The sequence below is a fragment of the Pseudomonas sp. FG47 genome, assembly GCF_057809115.1.
Map to the genome: position 1 here is coordinate 22,018 of NZ_JBMDJI010000033.1, position 22,531 is coordinate 44,548.

The following is a 22,531-nucleotide window of genomic DNA, read 5'->3' on the forward strand; positions in this document are numbered from 1 at the left end:
GCTTGCCCCGCGACTCGCTGCTGGCTTACACCGTATCCACCTTCAACGAATGGTCATTGAGCATGCCGTTGATGATGGTCGCGGTGTCATGCCCGGCCGCGATCAGCCCGCCCGCCCCGGCCGACACCCCGTAATGCTGCGCCAGGTCCACGCCGGCCAGGTCGATGGTCTGGGTCGGCGCCGCGCCAGCGACGCTGCTGACCTCGATGGTCGACACCACATTGACGCCGCTGCCACTGACCCTGAAGTGCAGGTAGTCGTCCAGCGAGGCGCTGGTGGCGTTCTCGCCCTGTAGCAGTTGCGACAGGTCCAGGCGATCGCTGCCCGGGGTGAAATCGGTCACGGTGTCATGCCCGGTTTCGCCCTTCTGCCAGACAAAGCTGTCGTTGCCACTGCCACCGGTCAGGGTGTCGTTGCCCGGCCCGCCAATCAGGATGTCGTTGCCGGCACCGCCCTTGAGCACATCGTTGCCCGCGCCGCCGTTGAGCAGGTTGTCACCGTCATTGCCGGTCAAGGTGTCGTTGTAGTCCGAGCCGATCAGGTTCTCGATACCACTGAGGGTGTCCAGCCCGGCGCCGACGGTGTTCTGCTGCCCGACATGGCCAAGGTCCACGGTCACGCCGGCGGTGGCCTTGGCGTAGCTGGCAGTGTCATTGCCGGCTCCGCCGTCGAGCAGGTCGTTGCCAGGCCCACCGATCAGCAGGTCGTCGCCATCACCACCGTGCAGGCTGTTGTTACCCGCCCCCGCCACCAGCACATCGTTGCCGGCACCACCGTTGAGGGTGGTATCGCCGGCCCCGGCCAGCAATACATCGTCACCGCCGGTGCCGGTAAGGGTATTGCCGGCCTGGTAAGTGATATCCACCGCTGCGCTGCCGTAGCCGCCATGGTTGTCGCTGACGGTATAGCTGCCGTGATAGTCCTCGTTGCTGGCATTGCTGTAGTCCACCACCAGGCTCAGCTTGTAGTTCTCGGCAGCCTTGCTGTTGCCGGCGGCGTTCTCGGTATTGATCACATGGATGCTGTACACCCCATCATGGGTGGCCGTGAAGCTGCCGCCATCGGCGATGGTCTGGTAGTTGCCGCTGGCATCCTTCCATTCCATCAGCAGGTTGCCCGCGGGACGATCATGGTCGAGGGTGAGGGTTTCGCCCTTGCGCAGAGTCACCGTCAGGGTGTCCTCGTCGTTGGCATTGGCGGTGCTGATCGAGCCCAGGTAACCAGCCACCACCAAGGCTGCGGTCATGCTGCCGTTGAGGCTGGTGAACTCGCTGCGGGCCAGGTCGCGCAACTGGTTCTCGGCCTTGTTGGCGGTGGCGTCGAACTTGATGGTCTGCGCCTGGGTGCCCGCCGTGAAGCCTGCGCCCTTGTCGGCGAAGTTGGTATTGAAGGTGGTCGGCGCGGCACTCAGGGTATCGTGGTCCGGGTCACGGTCATTGGCCAGCAGCGCCTCTGCCGGCACCGTCAGGGTGGCGCCCTTGATATTGGTGATGATGTGGTCGGCACCGGCGATCGGCGCGCCATTGCTGTTGATGTTGACCGTCAGGCTGGCGCTGCGGGTATCGCCGTCGTTGTCGCTGGCGGTGAAGCCGAACTTCTCCACCTGGCCGCTGCCGTTGTCCTTCGGTGGCGTGTAGGTGAACTCGCCGTTGTCCATGTTCACCACCAGGGTGCCGCCCAGGCCGGTCTTGATGCTCAGGCTGTTGCTCACGGTGTCGAAGGTGGCCTTGTCCGCGCCGCCACTGGCCGCGTAACCGCCCTGCCCAGCATTGGCCTTCGGATCGTAGGTGTAGGTGGTGCCATCGACCAGCAGCGCCTTGATGAAGCCGCCATCAGCCCCGAAATCGCCGCCGCTCATGAGGCTGCCGGTAATCGGCGCGCCCTGTACCGTGCCGGAGAGCACAGCGCCGAGCTGGCTGAGGTCGGTGACCACCACCGAGTTGGTATCGGTATGGCTACTGCCGTCGTAGGCCAGCGGATTGAGGTTGCCCTCGTTGACCCCGCTGCCCATGCCGATGGCGTAGGACTTGATGCCGTTGCTGTCGAGGAAGGATTCCCAGGCGGCTTCCCGTGGCGCGGTCATGGCATGGCCATTGGTGGGCTCACCGTCGGAGAAGAAGTAGCTGATGTTCTGCGCGCCCACCAGCTTGCCGGTGGTGGCGAAGGCTTCCTGGGCCTTGGTCGCCGCCGAATCGTAGTAGGTCGAGCCACCTGGGCTGAGCCCGGCGATCAGGTTCTTGGCCTCGCCGATCGTGACCCACACCGGGGTCTGCACCTGCGCACCGGTGCCGAAAGTGACGATCTGCACCTTGATGTCGCCCATCTCGTCGTACTTGTCGAGCAAGGCATTGATCGCCTGCTTGGCCAGTTCCAGGCGGGTCAGCCCCGGCACGCCGGAGCTTGCCGCCATGCTGCTGGACACATCCACCACCAGCAGGATGTTCGAGTCCACCTGGCCGGGCGTGATGCTGCGTACCGCGCACTGCACCGTCGGCACATCGTCGACGATATTGATGGCAATGGTGCTGGTGACGCTGTTGCCCAAGGCGTCGGTAGCCTTGTAGGTGAAGTACTCGTTGACCGTGTTGGCGCCGTCGTTGGCCCCCCCCGGGGTCTTCGGCGCCGAGGTCAGGGTGTAGGTGTAGGAACCGTCGGCATTGAGCTGGATCTGCCCGTACTGGCCCACGGCATTGCCGACCAGGCTGTAGGTCAGCGCGCCAACGCCGCCCTGGACCGAACCGACCAGGCTGCCGGAGGCCGTCTCGCCAGTGGAGCCCGGATCGCTGCCAGTGACGGTGCCGGCGGCCAGGTCATTGCCATCCTTGTGCAGATCCAGGGCTTTTTCGTACACGGTGACGTCGTTGTCCTCGCACGCCACCAGCTTGCTGTCCTGCACATTGATGCGAATGGTCGTGGTGCTCTCGTCGCCGTCGGCGTCGCGGATGGTGTAGACGAAGCTGTCGGTCGCGCCGGCGGCCGGCACGCTGTCGGGGTTGGCGTGGTAGGTGGCGTTGCCCTGGCTGTCCAGGGTCAGGTAGCCGTACTGGCCGACGATGGTGTCGCCGACATGGCCGATGGCCGACGTCGAGGTGTCGGAGCCGGCACGCACACCGACCACGTACTGCCCATCGGCTCGCACATCGGCGCCGACCACGTCGTTGTCCAGCACGTTGCCGCTGACACTGGCGCCCTCCTTGACCGAAGCCACGTCGCAATGGGCCTTGGGCACGTCGTCGACGATGCTGACCACGATGGTGCTGGTGGTGGTATTGCCGAGCGAATCCTTGACCTGGTAGGTGAAGCTCTCGGTGACCACGTTCGGGCCATCGTTGACGTGGTTGGGCGAGTTCGGCGCCGAGGTCAGGGTGTAGGTGTAGCTACCATCGCTGTTCAACTGGATCTGGCCATACTGGCCGCTGGCATTGCCGACCAGGGTGAAGGTCAAGGCACCGATACCGCCGCTGACCGAGCCTGCCAGCGAACCGCTGGTGGTTTCCGTGGTGGCGTGCGGGTCGCTGCCGGTGACGTTGCCTGCAGCCAGGTCGTTGCCGTCCTTGGTCAGGTCCAGGGCTTTCTCGTAGACCTTGGCCGTGTCATCCGGGCAGGCCACCAGCGAAATGTCGTGCACATCGATGGTGATGGTGGTGGTGCTCTCGTCGCCATCGGCATCGCGGATGGTGTAGACGAACACGTCCGTGGCACCGGCTGGCGCCACCGCATTGGGGTTGGCGTGGTAGGTGGCATTGCCCTGGGCGTCGAGCGTCAGGTAGCCATATTGCCCCGCCACGTTGCTGCCCAGCTGGCCAATGGCCGAGGTCGAGGTGTCGCTGCCTGCGCGCACGCCGACCACATACTGCCCGTCGGCACGCACATCGGCGCCGGTCACATCGTTGACCAGCACATTGCCGCTGACCGTGCCGCCTTCGTAGACATTGGCGAAATCGCTATGGGCCTTGGGCACGTCGTCGACGATGCTGACCACGATGGTGCTGGTGGTGGTGTTGCCGAGCGAATCCTTGACCTGGTAGGTGAAGCTCTCGGTGACCACGTTCGGGCCGTCGTTGACGTGATTCGGCGAGTTCGGCGCGGAGGTCAAGGTGTAGGTGTAGGTACCATCCGTATTGAGCTGGATCTGGCCATACTGGCCGGTGGCGTTACCGACCAAGGTGAAGGTCAGCCCGCCCACGCCACCGCTGACGGAACTGGCCAACGAACCGCTGGCCGTCTCGCCGGTGGAGCCCGGTTCACTGCCGGTAACATTGCCGCCTGCCAGGTCGTTGCCATCCTTGTTCAGGTCAAGCGCTTTCTCGTAGACCGTGACCTCGCTGTCAGGCCCGGCGATCAGCGAGCAATCGCGCACGTCGATGGTAATGGTGGTGGTGCTTTCGTCGCCGTCACTGTCACGCACGGTATAGACGAAGACATCCGTGGCGCCCGCCGGCGCCACGGCATTGGGGTTGGCGTGGTAGGTGGCGTTGCCTTGGGCATCGAGGGTCAGGTAACCGTACTGGCCCTGGACCGGATCGCCCAATTGGCCACTGGCCGATGTCGAGGTATCGGAGCCGGCTCGCACACCCACCACGTAGCGACCATCGGCCCGTACGTCCGCGCCGGACGTATCGTTGTCGAGCACATTGCCGCTGACCGTGCCGCCTTCGACGACACTGGCCGCATCCGGATTGGCCTTGGGCAGGTCGTCGATGATGTTCACGTCCAGCGAACCAGTGGCCGTGCTGCCATCGGTGTCCGTAGCGGTGACGGTGAAATGCTCGGACAGGCTGTTGGCGCCGCCGCCGTTGGCGTGGCTCTCGTTGTCCAGCAAGGTGTAGCTGTAGCTGATCACCCCCGTGGCCGGGTTGTAACCGGTGATGGTCAGGGTGTTGCCCAGCGCCGTGGTGATCGACTGCGGGAAACTTGCCGCCACGCCGCCACTGACCACGGTGATGCCGCCGACGCTCAAGGCCTGCAGGCCATCGGGCGCCGCCACCGTGAAGGTGCCGCTCTGCGTCAGCGCAGCGGGATTGGGCGCACTGCCGTCGGCCAGGTTCTTCTCGTAGACGGTCAGCTCGCCGCCATTGACATCCAGGCCGCCGAGGGTCACCGGGTCATCGAGGTTGCTGACGTTGAGGGTCAGGGTCGCGGTGCTGGTGTCGCCGTCGGCGTCTTTCAGGGTGTAGGTGAAGTTCTCCACCCCACTGCCGCCACCGTGCAGGTTCTTGAAGTCCGGATCGTTGGTACTGAGGGTGTAGGTGTAGGAACCATCCGCCGCCAGCACCAATGTGCCGTAGGTGCCGACGAAGGTACCGGCCACCACCGGGCCGCTGGGGATGCGGTCCGCGCCCTGGATATCGTTGGTCAGCACATTGCCGCTGAGTTCCAGATGCTGCTCGGTGGCGGTGCTGGCATTGCTGTCGTTCACGGCGCGTGGCACGTCGTCACGAACGATTACGTCCAGCGTGCCGCTGGCCACATCGCCATCAGTGTCGCTGACCAGTACCGGGAACTGCTCGCCCAGCGTATTGCTCCCGGCACCGTCCGGATGATGTTCCGCGCCGGTCAGGGTGTAGCTGTAGCTCACCACGCCCGTGGCCGGGTTGTAGCCCGTGATGGTCAGCACATTGCCGAGCCCGGTGACGATGGACTGGCCGACGCCGGTCACCACGCCCGCGGTGACCACATTGATGCCACCGACACTGAGGTTGAACACGCCATCGGCGGCAACCACCGTGAAGCTGCCCGACTGGGTCAAGGCCGCAGGATTGCTGGCCGAGCCCTGGGGCAGGTGCGCCTCGTCCAGGATCAACTCGGCAGGGCTGACCTCCAGGCCGGTGAGGCTGACCGGGTTGTCCGCGGGTGGCGTAGTGGCCGGCACAGGTGCGTCGTCATTGCCATCGAGGCCACCGAGTTCGAGATTGGCCAGCAAAGGGAAGCCGTTGAAGCCCGCCGTGGGGAAACCAATGGTGGGATCCACCCGGCCGGCCACCTCGGTCAGTATCACGAAACTGTGGCCGCCACCGAGCGCACCCGCCACGCCACCAGGGTTGCCGCCCGCCGCGGTCGCTTCGGCTTCCTGCGTGGGGTCGGCGCCTGCGGCAATGGCTTTTTGCAGTTGCTCGACGTCACTGAGCTGGGCGTTGCTGGGCTGCGCGTCCGGCGCTTGTACATGAGGAGCGCGATCGGCCAGCAGGTCGGGGGTCATCTCCAGGCTGCTGCCACGGCCCAGGGTCAGCTCGGCACCGTTTTGCAAGCGCACCGCCACGGCGCCCTCGCTCCCGGTTTCCAACTGCTCGCCGGCGAACAGGCGATCCCCTTCCACCAACAGACGGCGATGACCGTCATCGCCCACCGCGAATACCTGGCCGACTACCTTGCCGACCACACCGACTAATTTAGCCATGAGCGTACGCCTCCCCTGCCGATGGGCTTTTCGCAGATCAAGGCGTGCCGGGTAATGTGCGCAAGGTTCCGAGTGCCATGGTTGTTGGAACCGTTGCTGTCACGCTCGTGAGAAACCACGCTCCCTGTGACGACTGCCGCGATAGTGGACGGGGCGAATGGCCATTATTTAGTGCCATTTTTTTGTCGCCAAATTCCGCTTTCGCCTTCCTCCCCTGTCTCCTTAGCTGCAAAAAATCTGGAACTTTCACCAAGGCCCGAAAATCGCCTGTCCCAGCCAATTCCCGTAACCACCTGAATGAAACAATGTCGCGGATTCCTTAGATCGCATAAGTTTTTTTTCGCATATAACTTATGAAAAAATCTTCTTAGCTCGCCCGGTAAATGTTCTTAGCTCTGTTGTTACAAACCTGAAACGGTTTGATTCTAATTTTTCGTCATTTTTTTGGCGAATCAGCAGGACATTATTCAAGACCAGGGAGATGTACCCCATGCGCGCTTTAACCCCCATCACCAGTGCGATTTTGTTGGCCATGGCGTGTGCCAACAGTCAGGCGATGTCGATTACCGAGGCTGTCCAGAACGCCGTGGACCAGCATCCCGAGATCAGCGCCAGCCGCAACAGCAGGCTGTCGGCCGACGAGGATGTGAAGTTCGCCCGCGGGGGGTACTACCCAACCGTCGATCTGGTAGCAGGCTACGGCCGGCAACGTTCGGACAACACCAACACCCGCGGCTTCAACCCGGACAACACGCGTAACCACAACAAGGAAACGCTCAACTACACCCAATCGGAACTGCGTCTGCGGCAGATGCTGTTCGACGGCTTCAATACCTCCAACGAGGTCGCCCGCACCGAAGCGGTGGCCACCTCGCGCGCCTACTACACCCAGGCCACCGCCGAGAGCATCGCCCTGCGCGCCATCGAGGTCTACCTCGAGGTGCTCAAGCGCCGTGAACTGGTAACCCTGGCCAAGAACAACCTGCAGGCCCACCTGCGGGTCAACGACCAGATCGGCCTGCGCAGCGAACGCGGTGTGGGCAGCAACGCCGACCTCGACCAGTCCCGTGCCCGTCGCGCCCTGGCCGAAAACAACCTGGACACCGCCGAGGTCGACCTGGCCGACGCCGAGGCCAACTTCTACAGCGTAGTCGGGCGCCTGCCCGACGAGCTGGAAACACCCGTCACGATCAAGGGCGAAGTGCCGGGCGACCTGCTCAATGCCCGCCAGGGCATGCTGGAGAACAACCCCTACCTTAAGTCGGCGCAGGCTGACGTGCGCTCCGCCGAGCAACAGTACGAAGTGGCCAAGTCGCCCTTCTACCCGCGGCTGGACGCGGTGCTGGCCACAGGTGCCAACAACAACCTCGGCGGCCAGAAGGGGCACGACAACAATGACTGGCAGGCCGGCGTAGAGCTCAGCTACAACCTGTTCCGCGGCGGCAGCGACAAGGCCCGCCTGCAGTCGGACGCGCACAAGATCAACCAGGCGATGGACATCCGCAACAACGCCCTGCGCGAGCTGAACGAAAACCTCAGCCTGGCCTGGAACGCGATGAACAACGCCCGCAAGCAGACCCCGAGCGCCCGCGAGTACGCCGAGACCACCCAGCGCGTGCGTGCCGCCTACCAGGACCAGTTCGGCCTGGGCCAGCGCACCCTGCTCGACCTGCTCGACAGCGAGAACGAGCTGTACAACGCCAACCGTCGCTACACCGAGGTGCGCTATACCGAAGAGTTCTCCATGTACCGGGTGCTGGCGACCATGGGCGAGCTGCTGAGCAAGCAGCGTATCTCGCTGCCGCCGGAAGCCATCGCCAAGACCGAAGTACGCAACGAGGCGAAATTGCCTGACATGCGTTAGGTTCTGACGAGACAAGGGACTTTTCGCCAGCGCCCATTTCCCGTCCACCGCGGCAGGAGTAGGCCATCGTGACCAGTATGCAAAGCGCGCAACCGCGCCTGGATGTTGATGATCCGTTGCTCGATGGCCTGCTGATCCTGTGCAAGCTGCATGGCTGCACGGCCAGCCGTGCCAGCCTGTGCAGCGGCCTGCCACTGGCCGAGCAACGCCTGGGCCTGGGCCTGCTGCCCCGCGCCGCAGCACGCGCCGGGTTGCAGGCTCGCGTGCTGCGGCGTGACCTGGACGCCATCTCCCCGCTCAACCTGCCGGTGCTGCTGATCCTCGATGATGGCCGCAGCGCCGTGCTGCAACGCTGGGGCGAAAACGGCCGGGCATTGCTGCTGCCCTGCGAGGCCGAAGGCGGTGAGCAGTGGGTCGAGCGCGAGGCCCTGGCGCAGGCCTACAGCGGCCAGGCCCTGTTCGCCCGCCCCCGGCATACCCTGGAGGATGTGCGCGCGCCGCTGATCCCGCGGGTCAACGCCTGGTTCCGCGACACCCTGCGCCACTCCCGCTGGCTGTACGGCGATGCCCTGCTGGCCAGCCTGTTGATCAACCTGCTGGGCCTGATGGTGCCGCTGTTCGTCATGCAGACCTACGACCGCGTGGTGCCCAACCAGGCGTTGTCGACCCTGTGGGTGCTGGTCGCCGGCCTGTTCATCGGCACCGCCTTCGAGCTGGTGCTGCGCATGGTCCGCGCCCACCTGCTGGACCAGGCGGGCAAGAAGACCGACCTGATCCTTTCCGCCACCCTGTTCGAACGCATCACCGGCATGAGCATGAAGGCGCGCCCGGCTACCATCGGCGGCTTCGCCCAGAGCATCCATGACTTCCAGGGGCTGCGCGAATTCCTCACCGCAGTGACCCTGACCAGCATCATCGACCTGCCGTTCGTGGCCCTGATGCTGCTGGTGATCGGCCTGCTCGGCGGCTGGCTGGTGGTGATCCCGCTGATCGCCTTCCCGCTGGCGGTAGGCCTGGCACTATTCATCCAGGTGCGCCTGCGCGACACCGTGCAAAAAAGCCTGAGCCTCGGCGCGGTGCGCCAGGCGCTGTTGATCGAGACCCTCGGCGGCCTGGAAACCCTCAAGGCCTGCGGCGCCGAAAGCGAGCGCCAGTACCAGTGGGAACACACCAACGGCGCCATCGCCCGTCTCGACGCCCATGCCCGCAACCTGTCGTCGCTGGCCAGCAACGGCACGCTGTTCATCCAGCAGTTCTGTGGCATGGCGACGATCGTCGCCGGGGTATACAGCATCATCGCCGGCAACCTCAGTGTCGGCGCCCTGGTGGCCAGCTACATGCTCGGCAGCCGGGTGCTCGCCCCACTCGGCCAGATCGCCGGGTTGATCACCCGCTACCAGCAGGCCCAGCTGACCATGCGCAGCACCGACGCCCTGATGAGCCTGCCTCAGGAGCGCGAGGCCAAGCACCAGGCGCTGGAGCACACCGCGCTGCAAGGTGGCATCACCATCAACCACGCCACCTTCCGCTATGCCGGGCAAACGGCGTCAGCCCTCAACGACGTGAGCGCCACCCTCAAGCCGGGCGAACGCATCGGTATCATCGGCCGCAGCGGCTCGGGCAAGAGCACCCTCGCCCGGCTGCTGATGGGTTTCCATCACCCCGACGAAGGCCAGGTGCTGCTGGACAACCTCGATCTGCGCCAACTGGATATCAGCGATCTGCGCAGCCAGCTCGGCTACGTGGCACACGACCTGCCACTGCTGGCCGGCAGCCTGCGCGACAACCTCACCCTCGGCGCACGGCACGTCAGCGATGCGCGCATGCTCGAGGTGGCCGAACTGACCGGCGTCAGCGAGCTGGCCCGCCAGCACCCGCAAGGCTTCGACCGCCCGGTGGGCGAGCGCGGCCAGCTGCTCTCCGGCGGCCAGCGCCAGGCCGTGCTGCTGGCCCGGGCCCTGCTGCTGGAGCCGCCGATCCTGATACTCGACGAGCCCACCAGCCACATGGACAACAGCAGCGAGGAGCAACTGCGCCAGCGCCTGTTGAACTGGGTGCCCGGCAAGACCCTGCTGCTGGTCACCCACCGCACCTCGATGCTCAGCCTGGTGGACCGGCTGCTGGTGCTGGACAACGGCAAGATTGTTGCCGACGGGCCGAAGGACGCGGTCATCGACGCGCTGCGCAAGGGCCGTATCGGCGCGGCACTGTGAACCAACAAACCTGAAGCCCGTTCCCAAAGGCCCCGGTCTGCATCGGAGGTAGAACATGCCCCTCAGCCACAGCGTGCGCAGCTACCTCCAGGGCGGCGATAGCCGCGCCGAACGCGACTATATGCCAGAGCTGGCCGGCGCCACCCTGCAGGAGTCCCCCAGCCTGTCGCGCCTGACTGTGTGGCTGGCGGCGATCCTGCTGCTGGTGGCCCTGGCCTGGGCCAACTTCGCGGTGCTCGACGAAGTCACTGTCGGCGAAGGCAAGGCCATCCCGTCTAGCAAAGTCCAGGTGGTGCAGAACCTCGAAGGCGGCATCGTCACCGAGATCTTCGTGCGAGAGGGGCAGATGGTCGACAAGGGCGCCACCCTCCTGCGCCTGGACGACACGCGCTTCAAGTCGAACAAGGGTGAAAGCGAGGCCGACCGTTACGCCCTCAGCGCGCAGGTGGAACGCCTGTCGGCCGAGTCCGAAGGCCGCCCCTTCGTGCTGTCGAGCGAAGTCCGCGCCAAGGCGCCGCAGGTAGCCGAGGACGAGGCCGCTCTTTACCAATCACGCCAACGCCGTCTGGCCAGCGAAAAACAGACCCTCAACGAACAATTGCGGCAAAAAACCCAGGAGCTGGCCGAGTTCCGTTCCAAGGTCGACCAGTACCGTTCGGCGGTGGGCCTGTTGCAGCAGGAACTGGACATGTCCTCGCCACTGGTGAGCAAGGGCGCCATCTCCCCGGTGGAGATCCTGCGCCTCAAGCAGCGCAGCGTCGAGGCGCGCGGCCAGCTGAATGCGACCAACCTGGCCATCCCCCGCGCCGAAGCGGCGATCGCCGAGATCCGCAGCAAGATCCAGGAATCTGACGCGAGCTTTCGCTCAGACGCCGCCAAGGAGCTCAACGACAAGCGCACCGAACTGTCGAAGATCACCGCCACCAGCATCGCCATCGACGACCGGGTCAACCGCACCACCGTGGTGTCACCGGTGCGCGGCATCGTCAAGCTGCTCAAGGTCAACACCATCGGCGGCGTGGTGCAGCCCGGCAGCGACCTGGTGGAGATCGTGCCGATCGAGGACAACCTGCTGATCGAGGCCAAGGTAAGGCCACAGGACGTGGCCTTCCTGCACCCGGGACAGACCGCGATGGTCAAGTTCAGCGCCTACGACTACACCATCTACGGTGGGCTCAAGGCCAAGCTGGAGCTGATCGGCGCGGACACCGTCAGCGACGACAAGGGCAATGCGTTCTACCTGATCCAGGTGCGCACCGACAAGAACCACCTGGGCGGGGACAACAAGCCGCTGCTGATCATCCCGGGGATGGTCGCCACGGTGGATATCATCACCGGGCAGAAAAGCGTGCTGGACTACCTGCTCAAGCCGGTGCTCAAGGCGCGTACCGAAGCCTTGCGTGAACGTTGAGGGTATCCAGCACGCCCCCCGTCAGTTTGGATGACGGGCGTAAGCTTGCTCGGTCAGCTCGTCCATCAGTTTTCCCTCGGCAAGGTTGCGTTCGGCCATCAGATCTTCCACTTGATCCAGGTACTCTTGTTCCGTACTTGACTTCGCCTGCTCCTCCAAGGTCGCCAAGCGATCACGATAGGGGGCATCGAACGCCTCGAAACGTTCTCCATGACGGGTACGCAAAAAGTCCTGCCAGAAATCTCGATTCGCCAACGACCTACGCAAGACCTGCGTGTTTTCACCCGCGAGCACCGTCGCCCGGGCATCGCGCAGGTCAGCCTGAGTGACGCCGCTGGCATAGTGGTAATTCATGTACTCAGGCTGGGCCGGCAATCCCAGGGGCGCGGCCAGACCGATACGGTAAGCCAGATACACTTCGACGTCGTCCACCGTTTGGGTGGGGTCTGACGCTTGTACCTCGCTGATGTGTTCGGCGGCGATCCGATCGACCGCGTCCCGACGATAGAGCCCGCGTCCCAGGCGCAGCAATCGCGCTTCGGCCTCGTCGCTGGCCAGCCCTGCCGTGTTGCGTACCACCAGTGTGGTCAGCTCCAATTCACTCAGAATGAACAACAACTGGTCCGAACACGTACGCGGCCCAGCCGCCTGCGCAAACAACGCTTCACGGACTTCGCTGTTCTGCTCGCAACTGTCGAGGATCGCCCACACCCGTCGGCGCAAGTGCCCTGGCTGGTTCAGATAGTCTTCCGAACGCCCCAGATCACGCAGGAAGCGGAAGAAGTCAGCGGTGTTCTCGCCATCGGCATCCACCAGGTGCTGCCAGACCTGCGAGCAACGCACGTGCTCGGCGGGGCTCAACCCCTGCAGCCAAATCGCCCGGGCAGCCTCCTCGGCGCCGGCATGCACGGGGCGTGACAGTTGCCGGGAAAACGACCGTAACCGTCTCAGCGCATCCGCCGTCAGCGGGTTGTCATGCAATACCAGGCGCCCCAGCCGGGCCCTGTGCAACTGGATCACCAGTTCACTCACCGTGGTGATCCGGTTGTCGCGCAAGTCGATGGTTTCCAGCGTCGGATGCTCGAGAAGCGCCATGGGCACAGCGCTCAGGCGAGTGTTGCGCAACGAGATCGCCTGCAGGCTGTTGGCCCCCTGCAGCGAAGGTGCCAGGCCTATGGGGTTATCACTCAGATCCAGCCAACGCAGCCGCACCAGCGACGACAAACGTCCGCCTGCCGCGGCGTCCATCACGATCTGGTTGGCGGCCAGGCGCAGATGGGTCAGTTGCGTCAGGTGCTCGATCCCGGTCGGTATGGACGTCAGTGCGTTGTTACCCAGATCAAGATGCCGTAAATCGCCGAAACGCTGAATGAAGTCGCTGACGCTGTTACCCAGTTGCATGCGCCGAAGCGTCAAACGCCTCACATGGTCGAAGCGCACAGACGCAGGCAAGTTGGGCAAGCCCGCCAACGACTCGCCGTCGAGGGTCAGCACGAACACCCCATCCGCATCGTGCAGCTTGCGCCGCCAGACGCGGCGGATCTGCTTGGCCACCTGCCGCCGCCGGTAGCGCTGCAGCGAGCTGCCAGCTGCCTGACACCATGCTTGCAAGGCTTGGCGCAGTGAAGCCAACTGCTGGCGCAGGCCTGCCAGGTATTCCCAGGGCGACTGGCCCGCGTTGCCTATCTGAGTGAGGAGGTCCTCGATCTGACCGTCGGTCAATGTCGGATACACGCTGCGCAAGCCACTGCGCACACTGCTACCCGCGCCCGGCTGCCGCCCACTGAGCGGATACCCCAGGCGCCCATCGCCCAGTCGCACCGGTGGGCGCATGCCAGACGCTGGCGAGACCATGCCGATCAGCTTGGCGGCGGTTTGACGATTGCCGCCCAGCCAACGAACACAGGCATCGGTCAACTGTTGCGCCGTCGGTTCGGCATGACCCAGTTGGAGTTTCTGTACACTATCCATATGCAGCAACAACGCCTGGGCCAGGCTGTCGCCCGCCGCGGCGCCGGCGACGCCATGGCCGTTGTCGTCGACAGCCAGGTAACCTTCGCCCGTACGTAGTATCCGGCGAACCTCGGCGGCCTGTTCGCCCCCTTGCTGCGCAAGCAGCAGCCCCTCCACCCGGCCCTCGCGCAGCTCGATGCGAACCTGCTCGCGCCAGGGCGTCAGGGTATCAGCGACGTGCAACATCAGCTTTTCGCAATCGCTGTTGATTGCCGCAGCCTGATAGAACCCCGCGCAAGCGCGATCCAGCCGGCTGTCCCACAACGCCCAGCGCGCCTGCTCGGCCAACGGCAACGGTACTTTCTTCCCGAGGCGCAGTTGCGCATGCTGGCCACCGCTGGCCGAGGCGACGAGCATTTCTGCGCTGCGCGCACTCAGCCCAGGAAAATCACGACGCAACAGTTGCGCGGGGTCGCCCACGGGCTTCTGCTGCGCGGCGATACGCTGCTCGAAAGCCTCGGCCTTCAGCGCAGGCTCAGCAGCATGCAGGCGATGACGCTCCAGGGCATCGACCAGACGCGCCGGCGCCTGGGCGCCTTCAACATGTAGCCGCCGCAATTGCTCGGTATCGAAGCCGGTAGTTCCGAGGACAGCCTCGGCCTCGGGTTCGGTCACCGCGGCCAGGGAGCCGCCGAGACGGCCCAGCAAGAGCCGTTTTTCTGCCCAGCCATGAGCCTGTTCGAACTCATGGGCCCAGCCGCCATCGCCATTGTCGCGCAGTAAAGGGCCATAGGCCGTTGACCGGTGCGGATGACGGATACGCCATTCGCCCTTGGGCTCCAGAGGCTCGAGCAGAAAACTTCCTTGCCCAAGTTTGATCCGCTGCGCCCCGGCTGGCCCCATCACCGAACCCAGCGAGCCTTGCTCATCGGCAATCTTGTAGCCGCGCAGGCTGCCATCACACAGACGCAGGCGCCCCTCGTCGGACAGCACCGGCAGCAGGCCATCGACGAACGACACCCGCTCGAGGAGCTTGCCCACCCCAGCCGTGACCAGGCCCGTGCCGAGCATGCCGGCCACATTGAACAGGTGCCCCAGGGCCGACTCTCGATCCCCGAGTTGCCAGTCCTGGTAGCCCTCGTAGACTTCATCGACCAGTTGCGCCACGGCAATACCCGCCATCGCCAAGCCAAGCCCCGGGACGAAGAGCGCGGCCAGCGACAGCAAATCGAGCCCTGCGCTCTGATAGCCCTGTAGCCGCGCCTCACGGGTCGCGGCGTCTTCGTCTTCAGTCGGCACGGCCAACATGCGGGCATCGGCGATGATTTTGTCGATATGGGTCTGGCGCAGATGGGCGAACAGTGCGCCTGCAATTGCCTGGTTGCGCCCGTCCAGTGGCAACGCCGATGTCCCCGTGGCGGGCTGGAGGTTGGCCAGTACCCGCGCGAACGCCGGGCGATCGGCCTCGCTGATGAAACGCATGAAGAAGGCCAGATAATCCGGTTGCCCCAGGCGCTGACCGAGCGCCTCGTACAACGCGGCCCATGAGGGGTAGCGCGCAAGCTCTGCCTGGGGGTCACCCGGCAGCCAGGCGACCACGCCTTCCAGGCGCGCTGCGCGGCTTCTGTCTTTGCGGATCTCCAGCGTCACCACACCCACGACTGGCTTGCCGAGCAGGTACAACTGACGAGGCCGAACATCGACCGGGTAGGCAGCAACGATAGGCTCGGCACTGATCAGCGGCAGCAGTTGCAAAAAGGTGCGTTCGTCGATGATCTGCTTGAGGGCCGCATGGCGCACGGCAACCTCGAAATTGCCTTGCTGCACCTGCTCCAGCAGGCGCTGCAAGGCTTGCGCCTGCACCGCGTCATCGGGTCGGAAGTGTCCTTCGAGATAGGCCTGGTACTTTGCGCCAATATTCAGTGATCGGCATAGCGCTGCATAGGCGCCGGGACGCACCGGCAGCGTCTCGCCCTGGCCGTCATGCAGGCGCGACTCCGCCAGCCAGTGCTCCTCCGACTCTTCGCTGGCAGCGAAGTTATGCAGGGCCGCTTGCAGCAAGGACTGACTGGCCTGCACACGTTCCCGGGGCAATGGTAGGGAGGGCCCCACTGGGGCATTGATCTTGTGCCATACCCTGAACAAACGGCCCTTGCGCACGTCATGGACCTTTCCTGTCAGGTCCTGCAAGGCGTTGACCAGCAATATCTCGGCAAAGACGTCCAATGGCGTGACGCTGCCGTAGTGGACTTGCAATTGGTCCTGCAAACGTTGCTGTTGCGTCATCGCCAGTTGCAAAGCCTTGAGGCGATCCTCGGAAGCGTTTTTCAACCAGGCAGGCAGTCGATCGCCAATCAAGCGATCGATCGAGTCAGGGGCGAGAGGAGTCATGGGCTATTCCTGATGGGAGAAATGCCCATTTCACCCACGCGTCCCTGCCGGCTGGCGTTAGTTAAGTCTGTCCCTGCGACAACGGATCAGCGGTGGACGTGGTTGCGCTCGAAGGTCGCCATGCCCATCGCGTCGATCTGTCCCTGCACCAGTGCCTCGAAAGGCCGCAGCAAGGCATCGAAACACTGCGGTTGCTCCAGCACATTCAATGCCTGCACTACCGCCTCGAGAGTCGACAACGCCCCTGGCTCAGGCGCCTTGCGCACCCGATAGCGTGAAGGAAGTACCTGGGCCAGCGTCACCCGCGGCAGCGCCGCGAGCGCCGGGTTCAAGTACAGCAGCTTGCGTGCCTTGCGCCAGGTACCGTCGGGTACGATCAGCAGCAGCGGTAGGTCGTGGCCTTGTCCATAACGTGCCAGCACCTCGGCTTCTTCACCAGGGAACAGCAGCGCCGGTCGATACCCTGGCGTGGCCAGCAGCGCGTCCAGGTCATCGAACACCTCGCCGATTCGCAGCTCGCCGTTGACCAGCCCCAAGGTCGCCAGGCGCGCGGTATTCAGCGCATGGGCGGTCTCGCTGGGGTGTTGCAGAACGACCACGCGAGTAAGGCTGTCGAGCTGTGGGATGAGTGGACAGAGGCAATGGGCAAGCGGGCGCTGGCAGCGCTCGCAGCGAGGTCTTGGCATGGGGAACTCCTTGGGGCGGGTAGTTTGCCACAGGGTTGCCATCCTCGGGTTGCTGCGAGGCCCACTCCCACACCCCACTGTTACCCGCTGCAGCCTCAGCGGTTGAATCGCTCCGCCAGGCTGTGCAGGTACTCCGCCATGCGCTCCAGGTCCTGGCTGATTTCGGCGCCCTGCTTGGCCTGCCCCGCGCTCTCGTCGCACAGGTGGGCAATGCGCACGATCTGCTGGTTGATGTCCTCCGCCACGTGGCTCTGCTGCTCCGACGCCGTGGCCATCTGCTGGCTCATGCCGGTGATGCGGCTGACCGCCTGGGCGATCCCCGACAGCGCTTCCTGCACCGCCTCGACACTGTGCACGCTGTCGCTGGAGATCTGCTGCCCACGGCTGGCGCTGGCCACCGCGCGGTCGGCACCGGAGCGCAGGGTGGAGATGATGTGGTGGATTTCCTCGGTGGAGGCGCGGGTGCGCTGGGCCAACGAACGCACCTCATCGGCGACCACGGCGAAGCCCCGGCCCTGCTCACCGGCCCGCGCCGCCTCGATGGCGGCATTGAGCGCCAGCAGGTTGGTCTGCTCGGCGATCGAGGTGATGACATCCACCACGCTGCCAATCGACTGGGTCTGCTCGGCCAGGGCATTGACCGCCTGGCCAATGTCGCTCACGGCCTCGTTCATGCTGCCCATGGCGCGCAAACTCTGCTCGGCCAGGTCGCTGCCCTTCTGCGCCAGTTGGTCGGCATCGCTGGCGGCGTGGGCGGTGCTCTGCACGTTATGGGTCACCTGCTGGATGGTCGCGGCCATTTGCGCGATGGCGGTGGCCGACTGGTCGGTCTCGCTGCGCTGGCGGTCGAGCATCTGTGCCTGGGCATCGGACAAGTCGGCGGATTGCGCGGCCCGCGACTTGACGCCGATGCCGGCGTCCACCAGGCGGGTCAACGCGGTCTGCAGACGCGCCTCCTCGCTGATGATCGCCAGGTCGAGCTGGCCCTGCAGGCCTGGGTTGTCGCTGTAGGTCAGCGCTACCAGCGGGCTGGTGAAGGCCTTGGGATGCTCCTGCAAGGTGCGCCGGATCGACTGGTTCTGCCGGTGCTCGACCACGTACCAAGCCGCCAGCAGGCTGGCCATCAGCACGCCGAGGGCCGCATAAGGGGGCAGCCACAGGTAGCCGGCGGCCGAAGCCAGGCCAGCACCGATCAACGGCCAGCCATGGCCGATGCCATGGGCCAGACGCGCCGCCAGGGGCACCGCCGAGCGCCCGGCACGCAGGCGCGCGTAGAGCTGCTCGGCGCGGCGGATCTGCTCGCGGGTCGGCACCGAGCGCACCGATTCATAGCCGCTGATGCGACCGTTCTCGTACACCGCCGTGACATAGGCGCTGACCCAGTAGAACTCGCCGTTCTTGGCGCGGTTCTTGACCACGCCCATCCATGGCTTGCCTTGCTTGATGGTGTCCCACATATGACCGAAGACCGCCGGCGGCATGTCGGGGTGGCGCACCAAGTTGTGGGGTTGGCCCACCAATTCGTCGTAGGTGAAACCGCTGATGGCCACGAATGCGTCGTTGCAATAGGTGATGCGGCTGTTCAGGTCGGTAGTGGAGATCAGCCGCTGGTCTTGGGAAAAGGTTCTTTCGTGCTCAGTGACGGGCAAATTCATGCGCATCGTTGGCGGTCCCTTGCTTATCCAGATGAATGGGAAAATCATCAAAGCAAGTAGATATTTAGCAGATGGCCAGCACGTCAGCGGTCAAGTTTTGTAGGAAATTTGCTCGACCTGACCGAGCGGCTTGAACACGCCATGCTTCAACCCACGTTGAGTTGGCTCTTGAGCAAGTCGCGGAACGTCTGGATCAAGGGTTCCCGGCTGCGGCCACGGCGAATGATCAGGGAAAACGGCGCCTGGTAGCCGAAGGTGGCCGGCGACAAGACCCGCAGGTCACCCTTGTCGACCCAGGCCTGGGCATAGTGCTCGGGCAGGTAGCCGATGTAGGCGCCGGAGAGAATCAAAATCAGTTGTGCCTCCATGCTCTCCACCGTGGCGGCGCTGTGCTTGAAGCCATGCCGGGCCAGTTCGGCCTGGCTCCAGTAGCCACGACCGACCATGCGCTGCTGGGTGACCACCGGTTCGGGGATGCGTCGTTGCGCGAACAGCGGGTGGCGGTTGCTGCAATACAGCCAGTGCTGCTCGCGGTACAGCGGTTGGTACAGCAGCCCGCTCATGCGCGAGGAAAATGCGCCGATGGCCAGGTCCAGACGGTTGTCCTGCACGCCCAGCTGCAATTCATAGGGACTGGACACCGACAAGTGCAGGTGCACCGCCGGGTGTTCCTGGCTGTAGGCGCCAATGGCTTCTGCCAGCGGCAGGGCGCTGTCGCCAACGGTGGAATCGATCACCCCAAGGTTGAGGGTGCCGCGCAGTTCGCCCTTTAGCGCGGCGGCGTACTGCTCGAAGCCATCCAGCTCACCGAGCAGGCGCAAGGTTTCCTGGTGGAACAATTCGCCCTTGCTGGTCAGGCTGAAACCGCCACGGCCGCGATGACAGAGGACGATGCCCAGGGCGCTTTCCAGCTGGCTCATGTAGGTGCTGATGGCCGAGGTCGACAGGTTGAGGTCGCGCTGGGCAGTGGCGAATCCCTGATGGCGTACCACGCTGGCGAAGATGCGCAGCAGTTTCAGGTCGGGCAGCGATGAGGCCATGCAACGAGGTTCCGCAGGCTGGAGTTGCCCAGAGTCTAACCCGGCCTGTGCCAATAGTTCAGAGATTCCTGAAGTAAGTATTTGTCGGTAGCGATTCTTCCCGGCCACTACCTTGCGCAGACTGCGGCGCAATGTCCCTGCTCGCCGGTATCACACCGCGCCAATACGCGCGGCGGCAGCCAGGTTCGAACAAACAGAACAATCGACCGACTGATGAGGCCCACCGTGGACAAGATTCTCCACCAACCACTGGGCGGCAACGAAATGCCGCGTTTCGGCGGCATCGCCACCATGCTCCGCCTGCCCCACCTGCCAAGCGCCGAAGGCCTGGACGCCGCGTTCATCGGCGTGCCGTTGGACATCGGCACCTCGCTGCGTTCCGGCACCCGTTTCGGCCCGCGGCAAATCCGCGCCGAGTCGGTGATGATCCGTCCCTACAACATGGCCACCGGTGCCGCGCCGTTCGACTCGCTGTCGGTGGCCGACATCGGCGACGTGGCGATCAACACCTTCAACCTGCTGGATGCGGTGCGCATCATCGAAGAAGCCTACGACGAGGTCCTCGAGCACAACATCATCCCGCTGACCCTGGGCGGCGACCACACCATCACCCTGCCGATCCTGCGGGCCCTGCACAAGAAGCACGGCAAGATCGGCCTGGTGCACATCGATGCCCATGCCGACGTCAACGACCACATGTTCGGCGAGAAGATCGCCCATGGCACCACCTTCCGCCGCGCCGTGGAGGAAGGCCTGCTCGACTGCGAGCGCGTGGTGCAGATCGGCCTGCGCGCCCAAGGCTACACCGCCGACGATTTCAACTGGAGCCGCCGCCAGGGCTTCCGTGTGGTCCAGGCCGAGGAGTGCTGGCACAAGTCGCTGGCCCCGCTGATGGCCGAAGTGCGTGAGAAAGTCGGTGGCGGACCGGTGTACCTGTCGTTCGACATCGACGGCATCGACCCGGCCTGGGCGCCGGGCACCGGCACCCCGGAGATCGGCGGCTTGACCACCATCCAGGCGATGGAGATCATCCGCGGCTGCCAGGGCCTGGACCTGATCGGCTGCGACCTGGTCGAAGTCTCCCCGCCTTACGACACCACCGGCAACACCTCGCTGCTGGGGGCCAACCTGCTGTTCGAAATGCTCTGCGTGTTGCCGGGCGTGGTACATCGCTGACGGCAGCGACACCGCCCGTTTTTTGTAGGAGCGGCCTTGTGGCGCGATGAGGCGCGAAGCGCCCCCAAGATCCTCGCCTCATGCAAGATTGCCGGGGCTGCTGCGCAGCCCATCGCGACACAAGGCCGCTCCTACAGAGAACCCAGTTGCAAAGACTTACTGCACCCCGGCAGGAGCCATTCGGGAGGGCCATAGAGGCCCGCCAACACCACAAAGGACCGCCGGGCGCCGTGAACCGTCCGGACGGCCAATCTCGCCATAATAAAGATAATCGGGAGACCCCCAATGGCCTTGGACATCATCGTTGTACTGATCTATGCCGCCGGCATGCTCGGCCTCGGCTGGTACGGCATGCGGCGCGCGAAGACCCATGAAGACTACCTGGTGGCCGGGCGCAACCTCGGCCCGACCCTGTACATGGGCACCATGGCCACCACCGTGCTCGGCGGCGCCTCCACCGTCGGCACCGTGCGCCTGGGCTATGTCCACGGCATTTCCGGTTTCTGGCTGTGCGCCGCCCTGGGCCTGGGGATCATCGCCCTGAACCTGTTCCTGGCCAAACCGCTGCTGCGCCTGAAGATCTTCACCGTCACCCAGGTGCTGGAGCGCCGCTACAACCCGATGGCGCGCCAGGCCAGCGCGGCGATCATGCTGGCCTATGCGCTGATGATCGCGGTGACCTCGACCCTGGCCATGGGTACCGTGCTGCAGGTGCTGCTCGATGTACCGTTCTGGATGGCCCTGCTGTTTGGCGGCGGCGTGGTGGTGGTGTATTCGACCATCGGCGGCATGTGGTCGCTGACCCTGACCGACATCGTCCAGTTCGTGATCAAGACCGTGGGCCTGATGTTCATCCTGCTGCCAGTGTGCCTGTACAAGGCCGGGGGCTGGGACGCCCTGGTAGCCAAGCTGCCGGACACCAGCTTCAGCTGGACCGCCATCGGCTGGGACACCATCATCACCTACTTCCTGATCTACTTCTTCGGCATCCTGATCGGCCAGGACATCTGGCAACGGGTATTCACCGCCCGTGACGAGAAGGTCTGCCAGCGCGCCGGCACCACCGCCGGTGTCTACTGCGTGCTGTACGGCCTGGCCTGCGCGCTGATCGGCATGGCCGCCCACGTGTTGATGCCCGACCTGGCCAATCCCAACAATGCCTTCGCCGAGATGATCAAGGGCCAGTTGCCCGAGGGCATCCGTGGCCTGCTGATGGCCGCCGCCCTGGCCGCGATGATGTCCACCGCCAGCGCTGGCCTGCTAGCCGCCTCCACCACGCTGACCGAAGACCTGCTGCCGAAACTGCGTGGCGGCAAGCAGTCGAGCCTGGGCATCAACCGCCTGTTCACCCTGCTCACCGGCTTGGTGGTGCTGGGCATCGCCCTGGCGGTCAACGATGTGATCAGCGCCCTGACCTTGGCTTACAACCTGCTGGTGGGCGGCATGCTGATCCCACTGATGGGGGCGATCTTCTGGAAGCGCGCGACCACCGCCGGGGCCATCGCCAGCATGTCGTTGGGCTTTGCCACCGCGCTGTTGTTCATGTTCAAGGACGGCCTGGACGCCAATTCGCCGATCTACTACAGCCTGGCCATCGGTCTGGTGAGTTTCGTGGTGGTCAGCCTGGCTTCGCGCAAGCCGGTGAGCGCCGTGAAATTGGCCTGATACCTTCTGTCCTGGCCGCGCTCGTCGTAGGAGCCGGCTTGCCGGCGAACACCGGCGCAGCCGGTGCCAGCCTCCGCGTC

The 22,531-nt window shown here is 64.6% G+C and carries 10 protein-coding genes and 1 pseudogene; 5 read left to right on the forward strand and 6 right to left on the reverse strand.

From position 1 onward, the window contains the following. Positions 1-25 precede the first annotated feature (25 nt). Positions 26-6,397 (reverse strand): retention module-containing protein, encoded by a 6,372-nt coding sequence (locus ACODS5_RS19930; RefSeq protein WP_489109471.1) that lies wholly within the window; start codon positions 6,395-6,397, stop codon positions 26-28. Between the two features lie 490 nt (positions 6,398-6,887). On the opposite strand from ACODS5_RS19930, the gene ACODS5_RS19935 reads away from it, so the two are divergent. From ACODS5_RS19935 to ACODS5_RS19945, 3 genes are all read left to right on the forward strand, one after another. Further along, positions 6,888-8,261, forward strand: coding sequence for a TolC family outer membrane protein (locus ACODS5_RS19935; RefSeq protein ID WP_134690978.1), 1,374 nt, complete (start codon positions 6,888-6,890; stop codon positions 8,259-8,261). Between the two features lie 77 nt (positions 8,262-8,338). Next, positions 8,339-10,474, forward strand: a complete 2,136-nt coding sequence (locus ACODS5_RS19940) for a type I secretion system permease/ATPase (protein WP_489109473.1) — start codon at positions 8,339-8,341, stop codon at positions 10,472-10,474. Positions 10,475-10,529: 55 nt separating this feature from the next. Further along, positions 10,530-11,885, forward strand: a complete 1,356-nt coding sequence (locus ACODS5_RS19945; protein WP_134690980.1) for an HlyD family type I secretion periplasmic adaptor subunit — start codon at positions 10,530-10,532, stop codon at positions 11,883-11,885. Between the two features lie 21 nt (positions 11,886-11,906). Here the strand turns inward: ACODS5_RS19945 and ACODS5_RS19950 are convergent, their stop codons facing one another. From ACODS5_RS19950 to ACODS5_RS19970, 5 genes and pseudogenes are all read right to left on the reverse strand, one after another. Continuing rightward, entirely contained in the window at positions 11,907-16,229 is a 4,323-nt protein-coding gene (locus ACODS5_RS19950) for an NEL-type E3 ubiquitin ligase domain-containing protein (RefSeq protein WP_489109472.1), read from the reverse strand. An 86-nt stretch (positions 16,230-16,315) separates the two neighbouring features. After that, complete coding sequence (locus ACODS5_RS19955; protein ID WP_134690984.1) at positions 16,316-16,915, reverse strand: tRNA-uridine aminocarboxypropyltransferase; 600 nt, start codon at positions 16,913-16,915, stop codon at positions 16,316-16,318. Positions 16,916-17,010: 95 nt separating this feature from the next. Further along, positions 17,011-18,039 carry a methyl-accepting chemotaxis protein gene (locus tag ACODS5_RS19960; RefSeq protein ID WP_372239497.1) on the reverse strand — a complete coding sequence of 343 codons (1,029 nt, stop codon included), beginning with the start codon at positions 18,037-18,039 and terminating at the stop codon, positions 17,011-17,013. A gap of 234 nt (positions 18,040-18,273) precedes the next feature. Next, positions 18,274-18,618 (reverse strand): annotated as a pseudogene (locus tag ACODS5_RS19965) (PAS domain-containing protein); the annotation flags it as partial. 98 nt (positions 18,619-18,716) lie between these two features. Continuing rightward, positions 18,717-19,610, reverse strand: coding sequence for a LysR family transcriptional regulator (locus tag ACODS5_RS19970; RefSeq protein WP_134690988.1), 894 nt, complete (start codon positions 19,608-19,610; stop codon positions 18,717-18,719). A 225-nt stretch (positions 19,611-19,835) separates the two neighbouring features. Here ACODS5_RS19970 and speB point away from each other — a divergent pair, with 225 nt between their 5' ends. Both speB and ACODS5_RS19980 read left to right on the forward strand, forming a co-directional pair. Continuing rightward, complete coding sequence (gene speB, locus ACODS5_RS19975; protein ID WP_134690990.1) at positions 19,836-20,786, forward strand: agmatinase; 951 nt, start codon at positions 19,836-19,838, stop codon at positions 20,784-20,786. Between the two features lie 285 nt (positions 20,787-21,071). Then, on the forward strand, positions 21,072-22,451 hold the full coding sequence (locus ACODS5_RS19980; protein WP_134690992.1) for a sodium:solute symporter family protein: 1,380 nt from the start codon (positions 21,072-21,074) through the stop codon (positions 22,449-22,451). The last annotated feature ends 80 nt before the right edge of the window (positions 22,452-22,531 follow it).